This window comes from Massilia sp. NBRC 108631, assembly GCF_059704565.1.
The window spans coordinates 1-18,427 of the sequence record NZ_BAAKJE010000039.1; the positions used below are offsets into that span (position 1 = coordinate 1).

Sequence of the window (18,427 nt, forward strand, 5' to 3'; positions counted from 1 at the left end):
ATGCCCTGGTCGCGCAGGCTGGCGACGATGCGGAAGATCTCGGCGATCAGCAGCGGCGCCAGTCCCATGCTGGGTTCATCGAGCAGCAGCACCGAAGGCTTGCCCATCAGCGCGCGCGCCATGGCCAGCATCTGCTGCTGGCCGCCTGACAGCGTGCCCGCCAGGAGAAGGCGCTTTTCTTTCAAGATCGGGAACAGCTGGTACATGCGCTCCATCTCCGCCTCCACCTCGCCCTTGGGCCGGGTGTAGGCGCCCAGCAGCAGGTTGTCCTGCACCGACATGGGGCCGAACACCTGGCGCCCTTCCGGCACCTGGCAGATGCCGGCGCGCACGCGCTTGTCCGCGCTGGCGCGGCTCACGTCCTGGCCGCTGAAGTGGATGCTGCCGCCGCTGATAGGCTGCACGCCGGAGATGGCGCGCAGCAGCGTGGTCTTGCCCGCGCCGTTGGCGCCCACCAGCGCCACCAGCTGTCCCTGGCGCACTTCGATGTCGATGCCGTGCAGCGCCTGGATACGGCCATAGTGGCTGGTGAGCCCTTTGATTTCGAGCACCAGCGGCTTCACCGTCACGTCGGTATTGTTCGTCATGGCATCCCTCATGCTGCCGCTCCCAGATAGGCCGCCACCACGTCCGGATTGGCGCGCACTTCGGCCGCCGTGCCTTCGGCCAGCTTCTTGCCGTAGTCCAGCACCAGGATATGGTCGGATAGATTCATCACCAGCTTCATGTCGTGCTCCACCAGCACCACCGTCACGCCGGACTGCGCCACCTTGCGGATCAAGGCCTCGATCTCGCCGGTCTCGGTGTGGTTCAGGCCAGCGGCCGGTTCGTCCAGCAGCAGCACTTTCGGCCGCGCCGCCAGCGCCCGCGCGATCTCCAGCCGTTTCAGCGCGCCGTACGGCATTTGGGTCGAGTCGGCGTCCACATACTGGCCCACGCCGACGAAATCCATCAGCTGCGCGGCCTCGTCGCGGCACACCCGGTCGGCCTTGCGCACCGACGGCAGGCGCAGCATGGACGCGAACAGGTTCTGGTTCAGGCGCAGGTGCGCGCCCACCATCACGTTGTCGATGGCCGTCATGTTCAGGCAGATCTGCAGGTTCTGGAAGGTGCGGCTCATGCCGCGCCGCGCCAGCGCGTCCGGCGACATGCCGGCCACGTTCTCGCCGCGCAGCAGGATCTCGCCCCTGGTCGGCGTGTAGACGCCGGTGATCAGGTTGAACAGCGTGGTCTTGCCGGCGCCGTTGGGACCGATCACCGAATGGATGGAGCCCTCCTTGATGGCAAAGCTCACGTCCTGCACCGCGTGCACGCCGCCGAAGCTCTTGCTCAGGTTGCGGATCTCAAGCATGGCCGCCTCCCTGCTTCTTCACCAGCTGCAGCGCAGCGCCTTCGGCCGGCGCCGGCTTGCTGCGGCGGCGCGCCAGCGACGGCACCAGGCCGCGCGGCAGGAAGATCATGGTCAGCATCAGGATGGCGCCGAACACCACCACTTCCCAGCCTTCGAAGGCGGACAGCAGCTGCGGCAGCAAGGTCAGCAGCGCGGCGCCGAGGATGGAGCCGAACACCGACGCCATGCCGCCCACCACCACCATCGTCACCAGCTCGATGGAGTGGAAGAAGCCCGCCATATTGGGCGTGATGAAGCCGATGTAGTGCGCGCTGATGCTGCCCGCGATGCTGGCCACCACGGCCGACAGCACGAACACCCGCACCTTGAAGCGTGTCGTGTCGATGCCGACCACGCGCGAAGCGACTTCGGAACCGTGGATGGCCTGCAGCGCGCGGCCCACCGGCGAATCGATCAGGTTCAGCGCGAACCAGGTCACCAGCAGCAGCAAGGCGGCAGCCACGGCGTACCACGATTTTTCGCCGGTGATTTCAAAGCCGAACACGGCGAAGCCAGGCACCGAAATGCCGTCCGGCCCGCCGGTCCACTGGCCCTCGTTGTTGATGGCGATCGAGATGATGATGCCCAGGCCCAGCGTGGCCATGGCCAGCGTGTGGCCTTTCAGCTTGAGCACCGGGCGCGCCAGCACGAAAGCCAGCAGGCCGGTGGCGGCGGCGCCGGCAGCCAGCGCGGCCGCCGGTGGCCAGTTGAAATGCGTGGTCAGCACGGCTGAGGCGTACGCGCCCAGGCCGAAGAAGCCGGCGTGGCCCAGGCTGATCTGGCCGGTGTAGCCCATCAGCAGGTTCAGGCCGATGACCACTACCGCGTTCAGGGCGATGCGGATCGCCACGTCGAAGTAGTAAGCGTTCGGCAGCAGCAGCGGCAGCGCGGCCAGCACCAGCGCCAGGATCAGCAGGCCAGGATGTGCCACCCGGCGGGAAGCGAAGGTCTTCATACGCGCTCCGACACTTTGGCGCCGAACAGTCCGCGCGGCATGAAGAACAGGATCAGCAGGATCAGCACGAAGGGCACCGCGTCCTTGTAGGCCGACGAAATGTAGCCGGCCGTCATGGCCTCGGCGATGCCCAGTATCAGCCCGCCCGCGATGGCGCCCACGCCGCCGCCCAAGCCGCCCAGCACCGCCGCCACGAAGCCCTTCAGGCCCAGCATGATGCCGGCGTCATAGGAGGTGTAGGTGATGGGCGCCAGCAGCGCCCCGCCGACGGCGCCCAGCAGCGCGGCCAGGCCGAACGACAGCAGCAGCACGCGGCGCGTGTTGATGCCCACCAGCTGCGCGGCCAGCTTGTTGTGCGAGGTGGCCAGCATGGCCTTGCCCAGCAGCGTGCGGCCGAAGAACCAGCCCAGCGCCGCCACGATCAGCAGGGTCACCCCAAGCACCCACAGGCTTTGCGGCAGCAGGCTGGCGCCCAGGAACTCGATCGGCGCGTCGCCCGAGAAGGCTGGCAGCGTGTGCGTGCCCTTGCCGAGCCAGATCTGCACCAGCCCGCGCACCACCAGCGAGGCGCCGATGGTGATGATGATCAGCGTGACCACCTGCGCGTTCTGCGCCGGTTCGATCACCGCTTTTTCCATCACCAGGCCGACAATGGCGGTGAGGATGACGGCGCCGATGATGGCCAGCGGCAGCGGCACGCCCGCCCCCGCCATCATCGCGGCCAGCATCCCGCCCAGCATGATGAATTCGCCCTGGGCGAAATTGATCACGCCGCTGGTGTTGTAGATGATGGTAAAGCCGAGCGCCGCCAGTGCATAGGCGGAGCCGACCGTCATTCCCGAGTACAGGAATTGCAGGAATTGGGCGAGCATAGCGGTCCCGTGCTTACTTCAGCAACTGCCAGTCGCCGTTCTTCACTTCGACCATGCGGAACGCCGACAGGTCCAGGCCCATGTGATCCTTGGCCGTCATGTTGAACACGCCGGTGGTGGACACGAAGCCCTTGGTCTGTTCCAGCGCGGTGCGGACTTTCTCCTTGTCGGTGCCGCCGGCGCGCTTGATGGCGTCCACCGACAGGTTCAGCGCGTCCAGCGCGTAGCCGCCGAAGGTCGATGGTTCCACCTTGTAGCGGTCGCGGTAAGCCTTGTCGTAGCCGGTGACGATGGCCTTCTGGGGGTCGGTGGCCGGCAGCATCTGGCCGATCAGCAGCGCAGGCGTCGGCAGGCGCACGCCTTCGGCGGCCTTGCCGGACAGCTTCAGATACTCGTCCGACGCCACGCCGTGCGACTGGTACATCGGCAGCGCGGTCATGCCCAGCTGGCCGTAGTTCTTGGTCACCACCGCCGGGCCCTGGCCCAGGCCGAACACGAACACCGCCTGCACGCCTGCGGTGTTCTTGATGCGGGTCAGCTGGGCCGTGACGTCGGTGTCTTTCGGGCCGTAGGTTTCATCGGCCACCAGCGTGATGCCGTATTTGGAGGCGACAATCTGCGATTCCTTGCGGCCGGAGGCGCCGAAGCCGCTGGTTTCGGACAGCAGGCCCACCTTGCTGATGCCGCGCTTCTTCATGTCCTCGAATACCTTCTCGGCAGCCATGCGGTCGGTGTGCGGGGTCTTGAAGACCCACTTCTTCACCGGGTCGATGATGACCACCGCGCCGGCCAGCGAGATGAACGGCAGGCCCGCCTTGTCCACCAGCGGCGCCATGGCCATGGTGGCGCCGGTGGTGGTGCCGCCGATCAGCACGTCGACCTTGTCGGACTCGATCAGGCGCTTGGTAAAGCCGTTGGCCTTGGCGGCGTCGCTGCCGTCGTCGTAGTGCACCAGTTCCAGCTTGCGGCCCAATACGCCGCCTTCGGCGTTGATCTTCTCGACATACATCTGCAGCGTTTTCAGCTCGGGATCGCCCAGGAAGGCGGCCGGGCCGGATACCGACAGCACCGAGCCGATCTTGATGTTCTGGGCCAGCGCGCTGCCGGCGGCGAGGATCAAGGAAGCGGCGATGGCGGTCTTTTTCAGGATATTCGTGAACATTGTTGTCTCCGTAGTTTTAGTTTTGGATCGTGTTCAAACGCGTTCAATTACCAGTGCAATGCCCTGCCCCACTCCGATACACATGGTGCACAGGGCATAGCGGCCGCCCGTGCGTTCCAGCTGGTTCAGCGCGGCCGTTACCAGGCGCGCGCCGGAGGCGCCCAGCGGGTGGCCGATAGCGATGGCGCCGCCGTTCGGGTTGACGTGGGCGGCGTCGTCGGCCAGGCCCAGGTCGCGCGTCACGGCCAGGCCCTGCGCGGCGAACGCTTCGTTCAGTTCGATCACGTCCATCTGTTCTATGGTCAGGCCCAGTTGCGCCAGCACCTTCTTCGATGCGGGCGCGGGGCCGAAGCCCATGATGCGCGGCGCCAGGCCCGCAGTTGCCATGCCCAGCACCTTGCCGCGCGGCTTCAGGCCGTACTTGTCCACCGCCGCAGCCGAAGCCAGCAGGATGGCGCAGGCGCCGTCGTTCACGCCGGACGCATTGCCCGCCGTGACGCTGCCGTCCGGCTTGACCACGCCCTTCAGCTTGGCCAGCATCTCGATGGTGGTGTCCGGGCGCGGGTGCTCGTCGGTGTCGACAACCTTCGCTTCGCCCTTCTTTTGAAGGATCGTCACCGGCACGATCTCGCTCTTGAAGTGGCCCGCCGCGTGGGCTGCCGCCCAGCGCTGCTGGCTGCGCACGGCGAACGCGTCCTGGTCGGCGCGGCTGATGTTGAATTCATTGGCCACGTTTTCCGCCGTCTCCGGCATCGAGTCGATGCCGTGCTGCGCCTTCATCAGCGGATTGACGAAGCGCCAGCCGATGGTGGTGTCCTCGATCTTGGCGGCGCGCGAGAAGGCGCTGTCGGCCTTGCCCATGACGAAAGGCGCGCGCGTCATGCTCTCCACGCCGCCGGCGATGACCAGGTGCGCCTCGCCGGACTTGATGGCGCGCGCGGCGATGCCCACCGCGTCCAGGCTGGAACCGCACAGGCGGTTGATGGTGTTGGCCGGCACGTCGACCGGCAAGCCGGCCAGCAGCACCGCCATGCGGCCCACGTTGCGGTTGTCCTCGCCCGCCCCGTTGGCGCAGCCGTAGTAGACGTCGTCCACCTCGGCCCAGTTGACGCCGGGGTTGCGCTCCTTGAGCGCGGCGATGGGCAGTGCCGCCAGGTCGTCGGCGCGCACGCCGGAAAGTGCTCCGCCGTAGCGGCCGAAGGGGGTGCGTACCGCGTCACAGATGAATGCTTCGTTCATGTTGGTTCCTTAGACTATCTTTGGTCGTTTGTCGATGACGCGCCTGGCCTTGCCGGTCATGGTGCGTTCGATGCTGTTCGATGCCAGCAGGCTGACACGGGTGGTGACGCCGACATAGGTCTTGATGGCGTGTTCCAGCTCGCGCGCCAGCGCCTCCACTTCGTTGGCGGTCAGCTTGCCGGTCAGCTCCGGGCGCAGTTCGCCGATCACGTCCAGCTTGTCCAGGTGGCCGTCGCGGCTCACCACCAGCTGGTATTGCGGCGCCAGCTTCGGCATCTTGCAGATCAGCTCTTCGATCTGGGTCGGAAACACGTTCACGCCGCGGATGATCATCATGTCGTCCGAGCGGCCGGTGATCTTGCCGATGCGGCGCATGGAGCGCGAAGTCGGCGGCAGCAAACGGGTCAGGTCGCGCGTGCGGTAGCGGATGATGGGCAGCGCTTCCTTCGACAGCGAGGTGAACACCAGTTCGCCGTCCGAGCCGTCCGGCAGCACTTCGCCGGTGTCGGGGTCGATGATCTCGGGGTAGAAATGGTCTTCCCAGATCACCGGGCCGTCCTTCGACTCGATGCATTCGCTGGCCACGCCGGGGCCCATCACTTCGGACAGGCCGTAGATGTCCACCGCGTCGATGCCGGCGCGCGCCTCGATCTCGGCGCGCATGGCGTCGGTCCACGGTTCGGCGCCGAAGATGCCCACCTTCAGCGACGATTCGGCCGCGTCCAGTCCCTGGCGCTGGAATTCCTCGATGATGTTGAGCATGTAGGACGGCGTGACCATGATGATCTCGGGCTTGAAGTCCTGGATCAGCTGCACCTGCTTCTCGGTCTGGCCGCCGGACATGGGGATCACGGTGCAGCCCAGCCGCTCGGCGCCGTAGTGCGCGCCCAGGCCGCCGGTGAACAGGCCATAGCCGTAGGAGATGTGCACCATGTCGCCGGCGCGGCCGCCCGCGGCGCGGATGGAGCGCGCCACCACGTTGGCCCAGGTGTCGATGTCGTTTTGCGTGTAGCCCACCACGGTGGCCTTGCCGGTGGTGCCGCTAGAGGCGTGGATGCGCACCACTTTCTCGCGCGGTACCGCGAACAGGCCGAAGGGATAATTGTCGCGCAGGGTCTTCTTGTCCGTGAAGGGGAACTTGGCCAGGTCGGCCAATGTCTTCAGGTCGTCCGGATGCACGCCCTTCTCGTCGAATGCCGCGCGGTAGTGCGGCACGTTTTCATACGCATGCTTCAACGTCCACTTCATGCGTTCCAGTTGCAGCGCCTGCAGCTCGTCCTTGCTGGCGCGTTCGATAGGCTCCAGGTCGGCTGGGGCGGGATTGCGTTGAACCATTGCTGTCTCCTCGTATTCTTGAACTAACCCTGCTGCGGCGCCACTTCTCCGCTGACGCGGTGCGACTTGCCACGGAACAGGGCGATGATGCGTCCGTCCTGGTTGCTGACCTTGACGTCGTAGATGCCGCTCTTGCCGGCCAGCGCCTGCTCCACGGCTTCGGCCGTCAGCAGGTCGTGATGGCGGCCGGGGGCCAGGTACTCGATCGTGCAGCCGGCGCCCACCGTGTTTTGGTTGTGGCTGTTGCACGCAAACGCGAAGGCGCTGTCCGCCAACGCGAAAATAAAGCCGCCGTGGCAGGTCTGGTGCCCGTTCAGCATGTCTTCCCTTACCGGCATGGTCATGCGCGCATAGCCGGGCCGGATCTCGGCCAGCAGCATGCCCATGGCCTGGGTGGCGCGGTCGCGCGCATACATCGCGTCGCCGGCGGCCCGGGCCAGCGCCTGCGCCTCGGCGGCGGTTAAAACCGGTGCGTCTTTATGCATGGAATTTCGCTCCCGATGCCTGTTTGCGGCGCAGCAGCGGCGACACGCGGTAGCGGTCTTCGCCATAAGCGGCTGCGAGGTTGCCCAATACGGTGGCGATGCGATCGACGCCGACGGCGTCGGCCCAGGCCAGCGGCCCGCGCGGATAGTTCACGCCCTTCTGCATGGCGACGTCCGCGCCCTGCGCGCTGCACACGCCCTGGTTGACCGCATCGGCCGCTTCGTTGGCCAGCATGGCCACGGTGCGCATCACGGCCAGCCCGGGCACGTCGTCCAGTTTCGTCACGGCGAAGCCGGCAGCCTGGAACAGGCCCACCACGGCGCTGTACGCTGAAGCGCTGCACTGGTCGGCGGCGGCGATGGCGATGCGGGTGGCTTTGCCGTAATCGAACGCCAGGTCGAACACCACCGTGTCCGGATGCTTGTTGTCGGCCGCGCGCTGGGTAGCGCTGCGGCCATCGGTCAGATAGACGGCCGCGCCGTTGCAATGGAAGGCCGGCGCATGCTCCTGCACGATCGCCGCAGCGTGGCCGTGCGCCTCGCTGGCCTTGCGCAGCGTGACGGCGATGCCGCGCTCCTGGAAGCGCGCCAGCACGGCGTCCGTCACGCACGATGCGCCACTGGCGCCTGGTTCCACGCTGTAGCTCACGTATTCAGGCCTGGCTTGCGCCGCCTCGCTTTGCGCTGGCGGCACCACGGCGCCGTCGCCGTAGGCGTAGAAGCCACGGCCCGACTTGCGGCCCAGGAAGCCGGCGTTCACCAGCTCCTGCTGGATCACCGACGGCGTGAAGCGCGGATCGCTGTAATAGGCGTTGAAGACCGACTGGGTGACGGAGTAGTTCACGTCGTGCCCGATCAGGTCCATCAGCTCGAATGGCCCCATGCGGAAGCCGCCCGCCTCGCGCATCACGGCGTCGATGGTGGCGGCGTCGGCGGCCTGCTCGTTGAGCAGGCGCAGGCCTTCGGCGTAATACGGGCGCGCCACGCGGTTGACGATGAAGCCGGGGGTGGACTTGGCGTACACCGGATTCTTGCCCCATGCGACCGCCGTATCGGACACCGTCTCTGCCACGGCAGGTTCGGTGGCCAGGCCGCTGATCACTTCCACCAGCGCCATCAGCGGCACCGGATTGAAGAAGTGCATGCCCACCAGGCGCTGCGGGCGGCGCAGCCTGGCGGCGATGGCGGTGACGGAAATCGAGGAAGTATTGGTGGCCAGGATGCACTCGTCGCCAACGATGCCTTCCAGGTCGGCGAACAGGGAACGCTTCACGTCCAGGTTCTCGACGATGGCTTCCACCACCAGCGCGGCATCGGCCATGCCGGCCAGGCCGTCGGCCGCCTGCAGGCGGGCAGTGGCGGCTTGCGCGTCGGCGGCGCTCATGCGCTCCTTGTGCACCAGCTTCTGGTAGACCTTGGCGATGTCGGCGATGGCCTTGTGCACCGCCTCGGCGCGCGTGTCGTACAGCTTGACCGTGTGGCCGGCGGCCGCCGCCACCTGCGCAATACCCGAACCCATGGCGCCGCTGCCGATGACGGCGACGACGCTGGCTTTATCCAGAGCTGCCATTGCTTACTCTCCTTTGAACTCGGGCGTGCGCTTGCCGATGAAGGCGGCCACGCCTTCGCGGTAGTCATGGCTGTAACCCAGCTCGCGCATCATCTCACCTTCCAGCTTGAGCTGCTCGGGCAGCGAATTGCAGTGGCTGATCTGCAGCGCTTTCTTGGTGAAGGCCAGGCCCTTGGTCGGCGCGGCGGCAAAGTGTTCGGCCATGGCGGCGGCTTCGGTCATCAGCAGTTCGTCGGGCACGGCTTTCCAGATCAGGCCCCACTGCTCGGCACGGTCGGCGGTGAGCTTCTCGCCCAGCATGGCCAGGCCGGTGGCGCGCGCCATGCCGATCAAACGCGGCAAGATCCAGGTGCCGCCGGTGTCCGGGATCAGGCCCAGGCGGCAGAACGCTTCCACGAAGCTGGCCGATTTGCCGGCAATGACGATGTCGCAGGCCAGCGCCAGGTTGGCCCCTGCGCCTGCCGCCACGCCGTTCACGGCGCAAATGACGGGCATGGGCAGGCTGCGCAGCGTGAGCACCAGCGGGGCGTAGAATTTCTCCACCGAGTCGCCCAGGTCCACGCCTGCGGCGCCGGGTTCCACGGCGCGGTCGCCCAGGTCCTGGCCGGCGCAGAAGCCGCGTCCCGCGCCGGTGAGCAGCAGCACGCGCACGGATTTGTCTGCCTGCACCTTGGCCAGCGCGTCGCGCACTTCCAGGTGCATGGCCTGGGTGAAGCTGTTCAGCTTGTCCGGGCGGTTCAGGGTCAGCTTGGCGATACCGCCTTTGATTTCAAACAGGATGTTCTCGTAACTCATGGCGTCTCCGTTAAAGCAGGGGTCGGACCCAGCGGGTCTGAGCCCAGGTTTATTCGTGCTGGTCGAAGTCGACCACCACCTTGTCCGTCACCGGGAAGCTCTGGCAGCTCAGCACGAAGCCGCGCGCGATCTCGTAGTCTTCCAGCGCGTAGTTCACGTCCATGTCCACTTTCCCGTCCAGCACCTTGCAGCGGCAGGTGGAGCACACGCCGCCCTTGCACGAGTAGCGCATGTCGATGCCGGCGCGCAGACCGGCGTCCAGGATGGATTCCTTGTCGCGGTCCATGGTGAACATGGTGTGGTTGCCGTCCATGACCACCGTCACCTCTGTCAGCCCGGTACCCACCTCTGCTTGCGCGCGCGGCTTGTGCTGGTGCTTCGGGATGCTGGCCGCGAACAGTTCGATCTTGATGTTCGCCTTCGGCATGCCCGCTTCCTGCAGCGCGGCCGAGACGCCGTGCATCATGTCTTCCGGGCCGCAGATGAAGGCGTTGTCGTAGTCCGCCACGCGCACCCAGTGCTGCAGGAACTGCTGCGCTTTTTCCTTGGTGATGCGGCCGTTGAACAGTTCGATATCCTGCTGCTCGCGGCTCATCACGTAAGCGATGTTCAGGCGGTCGGTGTAAATGTCCTTCAGGTCGGCCAGTTCGTTCTTGAAGATCACCGACGACGAGGCGCGGTTGCCGTAGAACAGCGTGAAGCGGCTGTTCGGCTCCGTCAGCAGCGTGGTCTTGATGATGGACAGGATGGGCGTGATGCCGCTGCCGGCCGCGAACGCCATGTAGTTCTTGCGGTTGGCGGCGTTCAGCGGCACGTTGAAGTGGCCCATGGGCGGCATCACTTCGATCACCGTGCCCGGCTTCAGCGTGTCGTTGGCCCAGGTGGAGAACATGCCGCCGGGCGTGCGCTTGATGGCCACGCGCAGCGCGCCGTCCTGCACGGCGGAGCAGATCGAGTACGAGCGGCGCACGTCTTCGGTGTTGATATGGGTGCGCAGCGTAAGGTGCTGGCCTTGCTGGTATTTGAAGCTCTCTTCCAGTTCGGGCGGCACGGCGAAGGTGACGGCGATGCAGTCGCGCGTTTCGTTGCTCACCTGGGCGACGGACAGCGGATAGAATTTGCTCATAATGGTTATGCTCTCAGTGGCACTTGAAGTAGTCGAACGGCTCGCGGCAATCGAGGCACTTGTACAGCGCCTTGCAAGGCGTGGAACCGAACTGGCTGGTGTTTTCGGTGTGGCTGGAGCCGCAATGGGGGCACACCACCTTGGGCCGCGCAATGGCGCCGCGCTTGATATTGGCACGAAGGCCGGCGGCCAGGTCGGCAGTGCCGGAAGCCCCGCGGCGCAAGCCGCTGATGTCGACCACCTGCTGCGCGGGCGGGGCGATGCCGTAGCCCTTCAGCTTGGCCTTGCCCTCTTCGCTCATCCAGTCGGTGGTCCATGCCGGCGACAGCTGCGTGCGCAGGTCCACCTGCGCGATGCCGCGCTCGCGCAGCGCGTCGGTGACGGCGTCCGCGATCACCTGCATGGCCGGGCAGCCCGAGTAGGTGGGCGTGATGGTGACGGTGCAAGCACCGCCCTCCGCCACGGCCACGTCGCGCACGATGCCCAGGTCGACCACGGAGATCACGGGGATTTCCGGATCGGCCACCTCGGCGAGCCAGGCCCAGACCTGCTCAGCGGTGACGGCGGCGCCCGTGGCGGCAACAGCGGCGGCGGCGTTCACTTACCACTCCGATCCGGGATAGGCGCGCTGCAGGAACTGCATTTCGGCCAGCAGGTAGCCCAGGTGCTCGCTGTGCACGCCCTGCTTGCCGCCCTTCTGCATCCAGGCGTCCGGCGACGGCATCGTCAACGTGGCTTCGCCGAAGATGTCGCGCACGTGCGCCAGCCATTGCGCGCGCAGCGGCTCGCAAGCCGGGGCCACGCCGGCGGCCACCATGGCCTGGTCCACCGCGTCGTAGTTGAAGAACTCGCCGGTGTACATCCACAGCTCGTCGGCCGCCGTCTGCGTCTTGGCGCGGCTGACTTCAGTACCGTCGCCCAGGCGCACGATCAGGTCGCCGCTGCGGCGCAGGTGGTAGGTCACTTCCTTCAGCGACTTCTCGGCGATCTCGCGGATGCGCTCATCGCCGGACCTGGTCAGCGCGCCGATGAAGAAGTAGTGCCAGGTGTCGAAGTAGAACTGGCGCACCATGGTGTCGGCGTAGTTGCCGTTCGGCTGCTCCACCAGCAGGCAGTTCTTGAAATCGTGCGCGTCGCGGTGGTAGGCCAGCCGGTCCTCGTCGCGGCCGGCGCCTTCCAGTTCGCCGGCGCAGGTGTACCACATGCGGGTCTGGCCCAGCAGGTCCAGCGCCACATTGGTCAGCGCCATATCCTCTTCCAGCGCCGGCCCCTTGCCGCACAGCTCCGACAGGCGCTGGCTCAGGATCAGGGCATTGTCGCCCTGGCGCAGCAGCCAGGCGAGTTTATCGTCCATGAGTTTATCCATGACCGCGTCCCGCTTACAGGTTCTTCACTTCTTCCGGCATCGGGAAGAAGGTGGGATGGCGATAAACCTTGCTGTTGGACGGTTCGAACAGCGCGTCCTTGTCGCCCGGGCTGCTGGCCACGATGTCGGTGGCTTTCACCACCCAGATGCTCACGCCTTCATTGCGGCGGGTGTAGACGTCGCGCGCGTTGTTGACCGCCATGGCGGCGTCGGACGCGTGCAGGCTGCCCACATGCTTGTGCGCCAGGCCGTGCTGGCTGCGGATGAATACTTCCCACAATGGCCATTCTTTGCTCATCTTATGTCTCCTCAGGCCGCAGCCTTCTCCTCTTTGTGTTTGTCGGCGTAGGCTACCAGCGCGTCGCGGAACCATTCGCCGTCCTCGTAGGCCTTGACGCGGGTGCGCAGGCGCTCGCGGTTGCACGGGCCGTTGCCCTTCAGCACAGCCTGGAACTCGCTCCAGTCGATTTCGCCGAATTCATAGTGGCCGGTTTCGGCGTTGAATTTCAGGTCGGGATCGGGCACGGTCAGGCCCAGGTATTCGGCTTGCGGGACGGTCTGGTCGACCATGCGCTGGCGCAGTTCGTCGTTCGAGAACAGCTTGATGCGCCATTGCGCGGACTGCGCGCTGTTGACCGACTCGGCGTCGGACGGGCCGAACATCATCAGCGACGGCCACCACCAGCGGTTCAGCGCGTCCTGCGCCATGGCTTTCTGTTCCGGCGTGCCCTTGGCCAGCGACATCATGATGTCGTAGCCCTGGCGCGCATGGAAGGACTCTTCCTTGCACACGCGGATCATGGCGCGCGAATACGGACCGTAGGAGCAGCGGCACAGCGGGATCTGGTTGATGATGGCCGAACCGTCCACCAGCCAGCCGATGGCGCCCATGTCGGCCCAGCTCAGCGTGGGGTAGTTGAAGATGCTGGAATACTTGGCTTTGCCGCTGTGCAGGGCGGCCAGCAGTTCGTCGCGCGAAACGCCCAGCGTTTCGGCGGCGCTGTACAGGTACAGGCCGTGGCCGGCTTCGTCCTGGATCTTGGCCAGCAGCACGGACTTGCGTTTCAGCGTGGGCGCGCGCGTCACCCAGTTACCTTCGGGCAACTGGCCGACGATTTCGGAATGGGCATGCTGGGAGATCTGGCGGATCAGTGTCTTGCGGTAGGCGTCGGGCATCCAGTCCTTGGCCTCGATCTTCACGCCGGCGTCGATGCGGGCCTGGAACGCGCGCTCGTCGGCGCTCATGTCCTCGTTCGTCTGAACTTTCTTCAGGCCGGTTTCAACCATCTGTGCGTACATGTTTTGTCTCCTTGGTCAAGGGTGTAAAATCATCATACGATACAAAAATTCGTTTGCATACTGTTTTTTTGACTCAAATCAAAAAACTGTATCCCTTTGCGGCGTGTTGATGCCAGAATGGCCCGATCCAAGAAAAATAATGCTGCGCCGAAGCCACAGCAAAGTAAACTCCCCGCTTGAGAGAAAAACACCCGTGCGCAAGATGAAAACCCTGAACAGCAACGAATGGATAGCCCACTTCCTGGCCAGCGACCCGCCGCGCTCCAAATCGCTGGTCATGACCATCTTCGGCGACGCCATCGTGCCGCACGGCGGCGTGGTGTGGCTGGGCAGCCTGATCGAGCTGCTGGCGCCGTTCGGCGTCAACGACAGGCTGCTGCGCACCTCGGTGTTCCGGCTGGCGCAGGAGGGCTGGCTGGTGTCCCAGCGCGACGGGCGGCGCTCGTCGTACTCCATTCCGCCCGAATCGCAGGCCCGCCTGGCGCGCGCGCAGCGCCGCGTCTACTCGCCGCTGCACCTGCACTGGGACGGCAACTGGACGCTGGTGATGAGCGGCAACAGCCTGGGCGCGGCGGAGCGCACGCTGCTGCGCAAGGAACTGGTGTGGGAAGGCTACGGCCTGGTGTCGGCGGGCGTGTTCGGCCACCCGGCCGGCAATCCGGACACGCTCGACGAGTTGCTGGCCCGCACCGGCACGCGCGACAAGCTGTTCATCTGCCACGCCGCCCAGATGCCGGGCGCGCGCAGCGGCCGTCCGCTGCGGGAAATGATAGACGAGGGCTGGGACTTGAGCGGCGTGATGGATGGCTACCAGCAATTCATCGCGCAGTTCCAGCCGCTGCTGGCCCTGCTGCGCGGCGGGCACCACCCGGCGCCGGAGCAGGCCTTCGTGATCCGCTCGCTGCTGATCCATGCCTACCGCCGGGTCCAGCTGCACGACCCGCAGTTGCCGGTGGAACTGCTGCCCGATCCATGGCCGGGCGCCGCCGCCTACGAGCTGGCGCGCGAACTGTACCGCCTGGTGGCGGGCGCCACCGAGCAGCACGTGCTGGCCGTGCTGCGGCGCGAGGATGACACCGCCGCCGAAGCCGGCCCCGCCTTCTACCAGCGCTTCGGCGGACTGAACTGACTAGCCTTTGTAGATGCCGCAGATGATGACCAGGTCGCCGGCCTTCTCCACGTAGGTGGACTTTTTCTCGATGGCCTTGCTCACCGGATTCGGCCACTTGTAGTCGACCCAGCCGCTGCCCTTGGTGGCGGCCACGTCGAGGAAGGCCTTGATGAAGTGCTTGTCGTCCACGTCCTTCAGGTCGATCATGGGCTTGCCGATCAGCTTGGCGTTGCCGCCGTGCGCCAGGGTCACGCCCCTGGTGTCCAGCACGGCGATATACAGGTCGCGGTCCTTGAACTGGCCGCTGGGGTTGTTAATTTCAGCGTAGGCCTTGTCCTTGCCGTTGGCCGCGATGTAGGCGGCCGCCTTCTTCACCATCGCCACCGCCTCGTCCGCCGATCCCACATTCGCCGCCGACGCAGCCGGCAAGAACGAACAGGCCAGCAAGGCCGCCAACACTACCCGAAACAGCTGCTTCATCTATGTCCCCTCAGAGTGGAAGAACGCCGCACTGCCCCGGCACGCGGCCAGGGCAGTGTAGCGTACATTTTCCTCAGCGCAAGGGTTTGTCAGCGCGGCGCAACAGGCGGGAAGGCGGCGGGACCGCGGACTGAATGCAGCCACAGGCCGGCAGCGCGCGTCAGCCCTCCTGCCCCACCTGCTTGGCGGCCGCGAGCAGATCGTCGCCCATTTGTTCGAGCATGCGGGCCTGGTGGGCCATGCTGTCGAGCATGGCGACCGAGAAAGCGAACTCGGCGGGGGTAGTGTAGCCGGGGAAGCGGATGATGCGCAGCAGCTCTTTCAGCGTGGTGCCCTGGCCCAGGTGCGCCAGCGCGTCGCTCAGCGCGGTGATTTTTTTGTCCAGCACTTCAATGTGGTCCGGTCCGCAATGATCCATGGTGGTCTCCTGGTAGCGCGGCGCGGCCGCACAATGCGGAGGGCCGCAAGCCAACATAGCAAGCCGGCGCGCAGCCCATGTTGATCTGGCTCAGGGAAAGTGGACTTTGCCGATCAAGGCTCCGGCCAGGGACGGCGGCCTTCGAACAGGTCCGCCTGCCGCCGCAGGCCGTCGCCCAGCGCCTCCAGCACGGCGCCGATGCGCGCCACGCCGCGCGTGCTGGCGTGCGACAGCAGCCACAGCCCGGACCGGAACTGCGGCTGCGGCGGCAGCACGCGCCGCAGCGCGGGGCTGGCGTCGCCCAGGTAGCACGGCAGCACCGCCAGGCCCATGCCCTGCTCCGCCAGCCGCATGACGGCCACGGTGCTGTTGCAGCGCGCGGCGGCGCGCGCCAGCAGGCCACGCTGCTTCAGCCACTGCAGCGACGCCAGGTGCGCAAAACCGTCATCCAGGCAGACCCACGGCACTGCGGCGAGGCGCGCCTCGTCGACCGGCCGCCACGCCGCCGGCCGGTACACCGCGGTCTCGATGCCGCACACCACGCGGCCCACCAGGTCGTCCGGCGGCTGGCCGCCGGCCCGCAGCGCCACGTCGGCCTCGCGCCGCTGCAGATTGGCCAGGCCGTCCGCAATGTCCAGCGCGACCAGTATCCCGGGCGCGCTTTCCCGCAGCCGGGCCAGCACCGGCGGCAGCACGGTCGGCAGCATCGTTTCAGTCGTGCTCAGCAGCACCGTGCCGCCGACGGCGCCGTGCGCGGCAGGAGCGGACATGTCGTTCAGCCGCTGCGCAATATGTTCGGCCAGTTCCAGCAGTTCAGCCGCCGCGGCGGTCGCGCGATAGCCCTGGCGGCTGCGCTCGAACAGCGTCGCCCCCAGGGTCTGCTCAATGGCCTGGATGCGGCGGAACACCGTGGGATGGCTGGTGCCCAGCAGCGCCGCCGCCTGCGACAGCGAGCCGGTGCTGGCCACCGCGTGCAGCACATGCAAATCGCCCCATCCCAGTTTGCCGCTGCCCGCCATGTCCCGCCCTTTCTGTTGTTCACCGGTGAACGCGCCGATTGCACGGCGTGCCTTTCGCCGCCCCGGCGCGCGCCGCACAATGGCCGCACCAACCCACCGGAGACGCGCAATGTATCACACCAGTATTTTCCGCCCAGCCGAGCTGCAGCCGATCGAAGACCTCGTCAAGCGCCACCCGCTGGCCCTGCTGGTCAGCCATGGCGATGCCGGCTCGCAGGCCACCCCGCTGCCGCTGGTGCTGCAGCGCACCGAAGGCGGCGGGCTGGAGTTCATCGGCCACTTGTCCACGCACAATCCGCAGCTGGCCAGCCTGCGCCAGTCGGGCCGGGCGCTGCTGGTGTTCACCGGCGCCCAAGGCTACATCTCGTCCGCCTGGCTGCGCGACCGGCGCAACGCACCCACCTGGAACTACGAGATGGCGCAGTTCGACGTCGACCTGGAGTTCGGCAGCGGCCCGGACGCCACGCGCGCGGCCTTGCAGGCCCTGGTCGACCAGATGGACGCGGGCGAGGCGTGCCCGTGGCGGCTGGCGGAAAGCCCGCGCTACGAGGTGCTGAGCCAGTACATCGTGCCCTTTCGCGCCCGGGTCCGCACGCTACAGGGGCAATTCAAGCTGGGCCAGGGAGAAACGCCCGAGGTGCTGGCCGACAGCATGCGCGGCCTGCTGCGCCAGGGCGGCCATGGCAGCCTGGAACTGGCCGGCGCCATGGCCGCATGGCACCAGCTCGACCTGCCGCTGCCCGCGGCGGCGTAAGCACCGGCAGGCAGCCTGGGCGCCGTCAGTAGAAGCGCACACCCGGTCTCAACAACAGCTGGAAGACCAGCAACAGCGCCGCAACCGCGCAAAGCGGCCAGGCAACCGACGCCGCCGCCGCGCCGCCGGCACCTTTGACGCTGCCCGTGCCGGGGCGCCAGGCTCCGGCCTGCATCCAGAATACGCCGGCGATGCTCACCACCACCGGCACCAGGACCACTTCCGTCCAGTCCCTGGGAATGCGGAACAGGAAAATCGCGGGCAGCGCCAGCACCGCCGGCAGCGCGGCCAGCTCGAACAGCAGCAGCTTGCTGCCCGTGGGACCGGGGATACGGTCCACGCCGCCAACCTGGTCGAGCAAGCGCTGCCGCAGCCAGCCGGCGAACAGGGGGATGGCGCCAAGCGCAAGCAACGCCGCCGTCAGCTTGGCGGCCTGCGTGGTCCCCAGGTACGCCATCGCCATCCCCACATCGCTCTGGGTGCTGAGCGCGCCGATGGCCACCTGCGGCAACGCCATGAAGATCCCGCTGTACGCCATCCAGAATAGCAACAGGCGCGCGGCGGCCGATTTGCCGCTGCCTCGCCACAACAGCCATGCGCAAAAACCACCCGCCAGCAAGGTCGCCAGCGCGCCTGTCCCCTGGAACAGGCTTGCCAGCGGGTTCTCGCCCTCCCAGCGGTGGTTGTTGTGGAACAGGGTCGGGCGCAAACCCGGCGTAAGGGCCTTGGGCAGCACCAGGAACAGCTCCTGGATGAAGAAGGTCAGATTGAAAGCGAAGACATACAGCAACGCCGACATCAGCGTCCAGCGCCATCGCACGCTGCCGCCGGGTTGCGGGGCCGGCGGAGCGCGGCGGGTCTTGAACCATCCGGCCAGGCCCAGTGCCGCCGGTCCAACGACAAGCACCAGCAGCACGGCGATGCCGACGAAGTATCCCCCGGTCATGGCGAAGCGCCCTGCCGCGCCGCTACCGGCGGCCGGCGTTGATCAGGTAATTCTGCATGGTGGCTTCGGCCACCGAGGCCCACTGGTTCTGGTCCTGGCGGAACT

The 18,427-nt window shown here is 66.6% G+C and carries 21 protein-coding genes; 2 read left to right on the top strand and 19 right to left on the bottom strand.

The genetic code is table 11. From position 1 onward, the window contains the following. From AC6H42_RS03925 to paaA, 15 genes are all read right to left on the bottom strand, one after another. Positions 1–587, bottom strand: a 587-nt coding sequence (locus AC6H42_RS03925; RefSeq protein WP_497547458.1) for an ABC transporter ATP-binding protein, incomplete at its 3' end; no start/stop codon positions are given. A gap of 8 nt (positions 588–595) precedes the next feature. Beyond that, positions 596–1,351, bottom strand: coding sequence for an ABC transporter ATP-binding protein (locus AC6H42_RS03930; protein ID WP_057153099.1), 756 nt, complete (start codon positions 1,349–1,351; stop codon positions 596–598). After that, positions 1,344–2,345, bottom strand: a complete 1,002-nt coding sequence (locus AC6H42_RS03935; RefSeq protein WP_057153098.1) for a branched-chain amino acid ABC transporter permease — start codon at positions 2,343–2,345, stop codon at positions 1,344–1,346. Before AC6H42_RS03935 ends, AC6H42_RS03930 begins: the two co-directional genes overlap by 8 nt. Next, positions 2,342–3,217, bottom strand: a complete 876-nt coding sequence (locus AC6H42_RS03940; RefSeq protein ID WP_057153097.1) for a branched-chain amino acid ABC transporter permease — start codon at positions 3,215–3,217, stop codon at positions 2,342–2,344. Before AC6H42_RS03940 ends, AC6H42_RS03935 begins: the two co-directional genes overlap by 4 nt. A gap of 13 nt (positions 3,218–3,230) precedes the next feature. Further along, positions 3,231–4,379 (bottom strand): ABC transporter substrate-binding protein, encoded by a 1,149-nt coding sequence (locus tag AC6H42_RS03945; protein WP_057153096.1) that lies wholly within the window; start codon positions 4,377–4,379, stop codon positions 3,231–3,233. Positions 4,380–4,412: 33 nt separating this feature from the next. Then, positions 4,413–5,618: a 3-oxoadipyl-CoA thiolase gene (gene pcaF / locus AC6H42_RS03950; RefSeq protein WP_057153095.1), complete on the bottom strand. Its 1,206-nt coding sequence runs from the start codon at positions 5,616–5,618 to the stop codon at positions 4,413–4,415. Between the two features lie 9 nt (positions 5,619–5,627). Continuing rightward, on the bottom strand, positions 5,628–6,953 hold the full coding sequence (gene paaK / locus AC6H42_RS03955; protein ID WP_057153094.1) for a phenylacetate--CoA ligase PaaK: 1,326 nt from the start codon (positions 6,951–6,953) through the stop codon (positions 5,628–5,630). Between the two features lie 23 nt (positions 6,954–6,976). After that, a complete protein-coding gene (gene paaI / locus AC6H42_RS03960; RefSeq protein ID WP_057153093.1) occupies positions 6,977–7,438 on the bottom strand; it encodes a hydroxyphenylacetyl-CoA thioesterase PaaI in 462 nt (153 codons plus the stop codon). Next, complete coding sequence (gene paaH, locus AC6H42_RS03965) at positions 7,431–9,008, bottom strand: 3-hydroxyacyl-CoA dehydrogenase PaaH (protein ID WP_497547459.1); 1,578 nt, start codon at positions 9,006–9,008, stop codon at positions 7,431–7,433. Before paaH ends, paaI begins: the two co-directional genes overlap by 8 nt. A 3-nt stretch (positions 9,009–9,011) precedes the next feature. Then, entirely contained in the window at positions 9,012–9,803 is a 792-nt protein-coding gene (gene paaG, locus AC6H42_RS03970) for a 2-(1,2-epoxy-1,2-dihydrophenyl)acetyl-CoA isomerase PaaG (protein ID WP_057153091.1), read from the bottom strand. 49 nt (positions 9,804–9,852) lie between these two features. After that, on the bottom strand, positions 9,853–10,929 hold the full coding sequence (gene paaE / locus AC6H42_RS03975; RefSeq protein WP_057153090.1) for a 1,2-phenylacetyl-CoA epoxidase subunit PaaE: 1,077 nt from the start codon (positions 10,927–10,929) through the stop codon (positions 9,853–9,855). Positions 10,930–10,942: 13 nt separating this feature from the next. Continuing rightward, positions 10,943–11,530, bottom strand: coding sequence for a 1,2-phenylacetyl-CoA epoxidase subunit PaaD (gene paaD / locus AC6H42_RS03980; RefSeq protein WP_057153089.1), 588 nt, complete (start codon positions 11,528–11,530; stop codon positions 10,943–10,945). Continuing rightward, on the bottom strand, positions 11,531–12,295 hold the full coding sequence (gene paaC, locus AC6H42_RS03985) for a 1,2-phenylacetyl-CoA epoxidase subunit PaaC (protein WP_497547460.1): 765 nt from the start codon (positions 12,293–12,295) through the stop codon (positions 11,531–11,533). A 13-nt stretch (positions 12,296–12,308) separates the two neighbouring features. After that, positions 12,309–12,593 carry a 1,2-phenylacetyl-CoA epoxidase subunit PaaB gene (gene paaB, locus AC6H42_RS03990; RefSeq protein ID WP_057153088.1) on the bottom strand — a complete coding sequence of 95 codons (285 nt, stop codon included), beginning with the start codon at positions 12,591–12,593 and terminating at the stop codon, positions 12,309–12,311. Positions 12,594–12,604: 11 nt separating this feature from the next. Beyond that, entirely contained in the window at positions 12,605–13,594 is a 990-nt protein-coding gene (gene paaA / locus AC6H42_RS03995; RefSeq protein ID WP_057153087.1) for a 1,2-phenylacetyl-CoA epoxidase subunit PaaA, read from the bottom strand. Between the two features lie 202 nt (positions 13,595–13,796). Between paaA and paaX the strand changes: the two genes are divergently transcribed. Continuing rightward, the gene (gene paaX / locus AC6H42_RS04000) at positions 13,797–14,723 is read left to right on the top strand and encodes a phenylacetic acid degradation operon negative regulatory protein PaaX (protein ID WP_497547462.1); all 927 of its coding nucleotides are present in this window, start codon (positions 13,797–13,799) and stop codon (positions 14,721–14,723) included. Here paaX and AC6H42_RS04005 read toward each other — a convergent pair whose 3' ends face one another. From AC6H42_RS04005 to AC6H42_RS04015, 3 genes are all read right to left on the bottom strand, one after another. After that, positions 14,724–15,185, bottom strand: coding sequence for a cache domain-containing protein (locus AC6H42_RS04005; protein WP_057153085.1), 462 nt, complete (start codon positions 15,183–15,185; stop codon positions 14,724–14,726). It abuts the gene before it with no gap. Positions 15,186–15,345: 160 nt separating this feature from the next. Beyond that, the gene (locus AC6H42_RS04010; protein ID WP_057153084.1) at positions 15,346–15,603 is read right to left on the bottom strand and encodes a hypothetical protein; all 258 of its coding nucleotides are present in this window, start codon (positions 15,601–15,603) and stop codon (positions 15,346–15,348) included. 113 nt (positions 15,604–15,716) lie between these two features. Further along, entirely contained in the window at positions 15,717–16,622 is a 906-nt protein-coding gene (locus tag AC6H42_RS04015; protein ID WP_057153083.1) for a LysR family transcriptional regulator, read from the bottom strand. Positions 16,623–16,731: 109 nt separating this feature from the next. Between AC6H42_RS04015 and AC6H42_RS04020 the strand changes: the two genes are divergently transcribed. Then, positions 16,732–17,376: an FMN-binding negative transcriptional regulator gene (locus AC6H42_RS04020; RefSeq protein ID WP_057153082.1), complete on the top strand. Its 645-nt coding sequence runs from the start codon at positions 16,732–16,734 to the stop codon at positions 17,374–17,376. A gap of 25 nt (positions 17,377–17,401) precedes the next feature. Here AC6H42_RS04020 and AC6H42_RS04025 read toward each other — a convergent pair whose 3' ends face one another. Next, positions 17,402–18,322 carry a hypothetical protein gene (locus AC6H42_RS04025; protein WP_497547461.1) on the bottom strand — a complete coding sequence of 307 codons (921 nt, stop codon included), beginning with the start codon at positions 18,320–18,322 and terminating at the stop codon, positions 17,402–17,404. Positions 18,323–18,427 lie beyond the last annotated feature (105 nt).

Excerpts from the sequence above, each read along its gene's own strand:
- AC6H42_RS03935 (WP_057153098.1), bottom strand. The coding sequence starts at position 2,345 with ATGAAGACCTTCGCTTCCCGCCGGGTGGCACATCCTGGCCTGCTGATC.
- paaX (WP_497547462.1), top strand. The coding sequence starts at position 13,797 with ATGAAAACCCTGAACAGCAACGAATGGATAGCCCACTTCCTGGCCAGC.
- paaI (WP_057153093.1), bottom strand. The coding sequence starts at position 7,438 with ATGCATAAAGACGCACCGGTTTTAACCGCCGCCGAGGCGCAGGCGCTG.
- paaH (WP_497547459.1), bottom strand. The coding sequence starts at position 9,008 with ATGGCAGCTCTGGATAAAGCCAGCGTCGTCGCCGTCATCGGCAGCGGC.
- AC6H42_RS03940 (WP_057153097.1), bottom strand. The coding sequence starts at position 3,217 with ATGCTCGCCCAATTCCTGCAATTCCTGTACTCGGGAATGACGGTCGGC.
- AC6H42_RS04005 (WP_057153085.1), bottom strand. The coding sequence starts at position 15,185 with ATGAAGCAGCTGTTTCGGGTAGTGTTGGCGGCCTTGCTGGCCTGTTCG.
- paaC (WP_497547460.1), bottom strand. The coding sequence starts at position 12,295 with ATGGATAAACTCATGGACGATAAACTCGCCTGGCTGCTGCGCCAGGGC.
- AC6H42_RS04020 (WP_057153082.1), top strand. The coding sequence starts at position 16,732 with ATGTATCACACCAGTATTTTCCGCCCAGCCGAGCTGCAGCCGATCGAA.
- paaG (WP_057153091.1), bottom strand. The coding sequence starts at position 9,803 with ATGAGTTACGAGAACATCCTGTTTGAAATCAAAGGCGGTATCGCCAAG.
- AC6H42_RS04010 (WP_057153084.1), bottom strand. The coding sequence starts at position 15,603 with ATGGATCATTGCGGACCGGACCACATTGAAGTGCTGGACAAAAAAATC.
- paaA (WP_057153087.1), bottom strand. The coding sequence starts at position 13,594 with ATGTACGCACAGATGGTTGAAACCGGCCTGAAGAAAGTTCAGACGAAC.
- AC6H42_RS04025 (WP_497547461.1), bottom strand. The coding sequence starts at position 18,322 with ATGACCGGGGGATACTTCGTCGGCATCGCCGTGCTGCTGGTGCTTGTC.
- paaB (WP_057153088.1), bottom strand. The coding sequence starts at position 12,593 with ATGAGCAAAGAATGGCCATTGTGGGAAGTATTCATCCGCAGCCAGCAC.
- paaE (WP_057153090.1), bottom strand. The coding sequence starts at position 10,929 with ATGAGCAAATTCTATCCGCTGTCCGTCGCCCAGGTGAGCAACGAAACG.
- AC6H42_RS03945 (WP_057153096.1), bottom strand. The coding sequence starts at position 4,379 with ATGTTCACGAATATCCTGAAAAAGACCGCCATCGCCGCTTCCTTGATC.
- AC6H42_RS03930 (WP_057153099.1), bottom strand. The coding sequence starts at position 1,351 with ATGCTTGAGATCCGCAACCTGAGCAAGAGCTTCGGCGGCGTGCACGCG.
- pcaF (WP_057153095.1), bottom strand. The coding sequence starts at position 5,618 with ATGAACGAAGCATTCATCTGTGACGCGGTACGCACCCCCTTCGGCCGC.
- AC6H42_RS04015 (WP_057153083.1), bottom strand. The coding sequence starts at position 16,622 with ATGGCGGGCAGCGGCAAACTGGGATGGGGCGATTTGCATGTGCTGCAC.
- paaK (WP_057153094.1), bottom strand. The coding sequence starts at position 6,953 with ATGGTTCAACGCAATCCCGCCCCAGCCGACCTGGAGCCTATCGAACGC.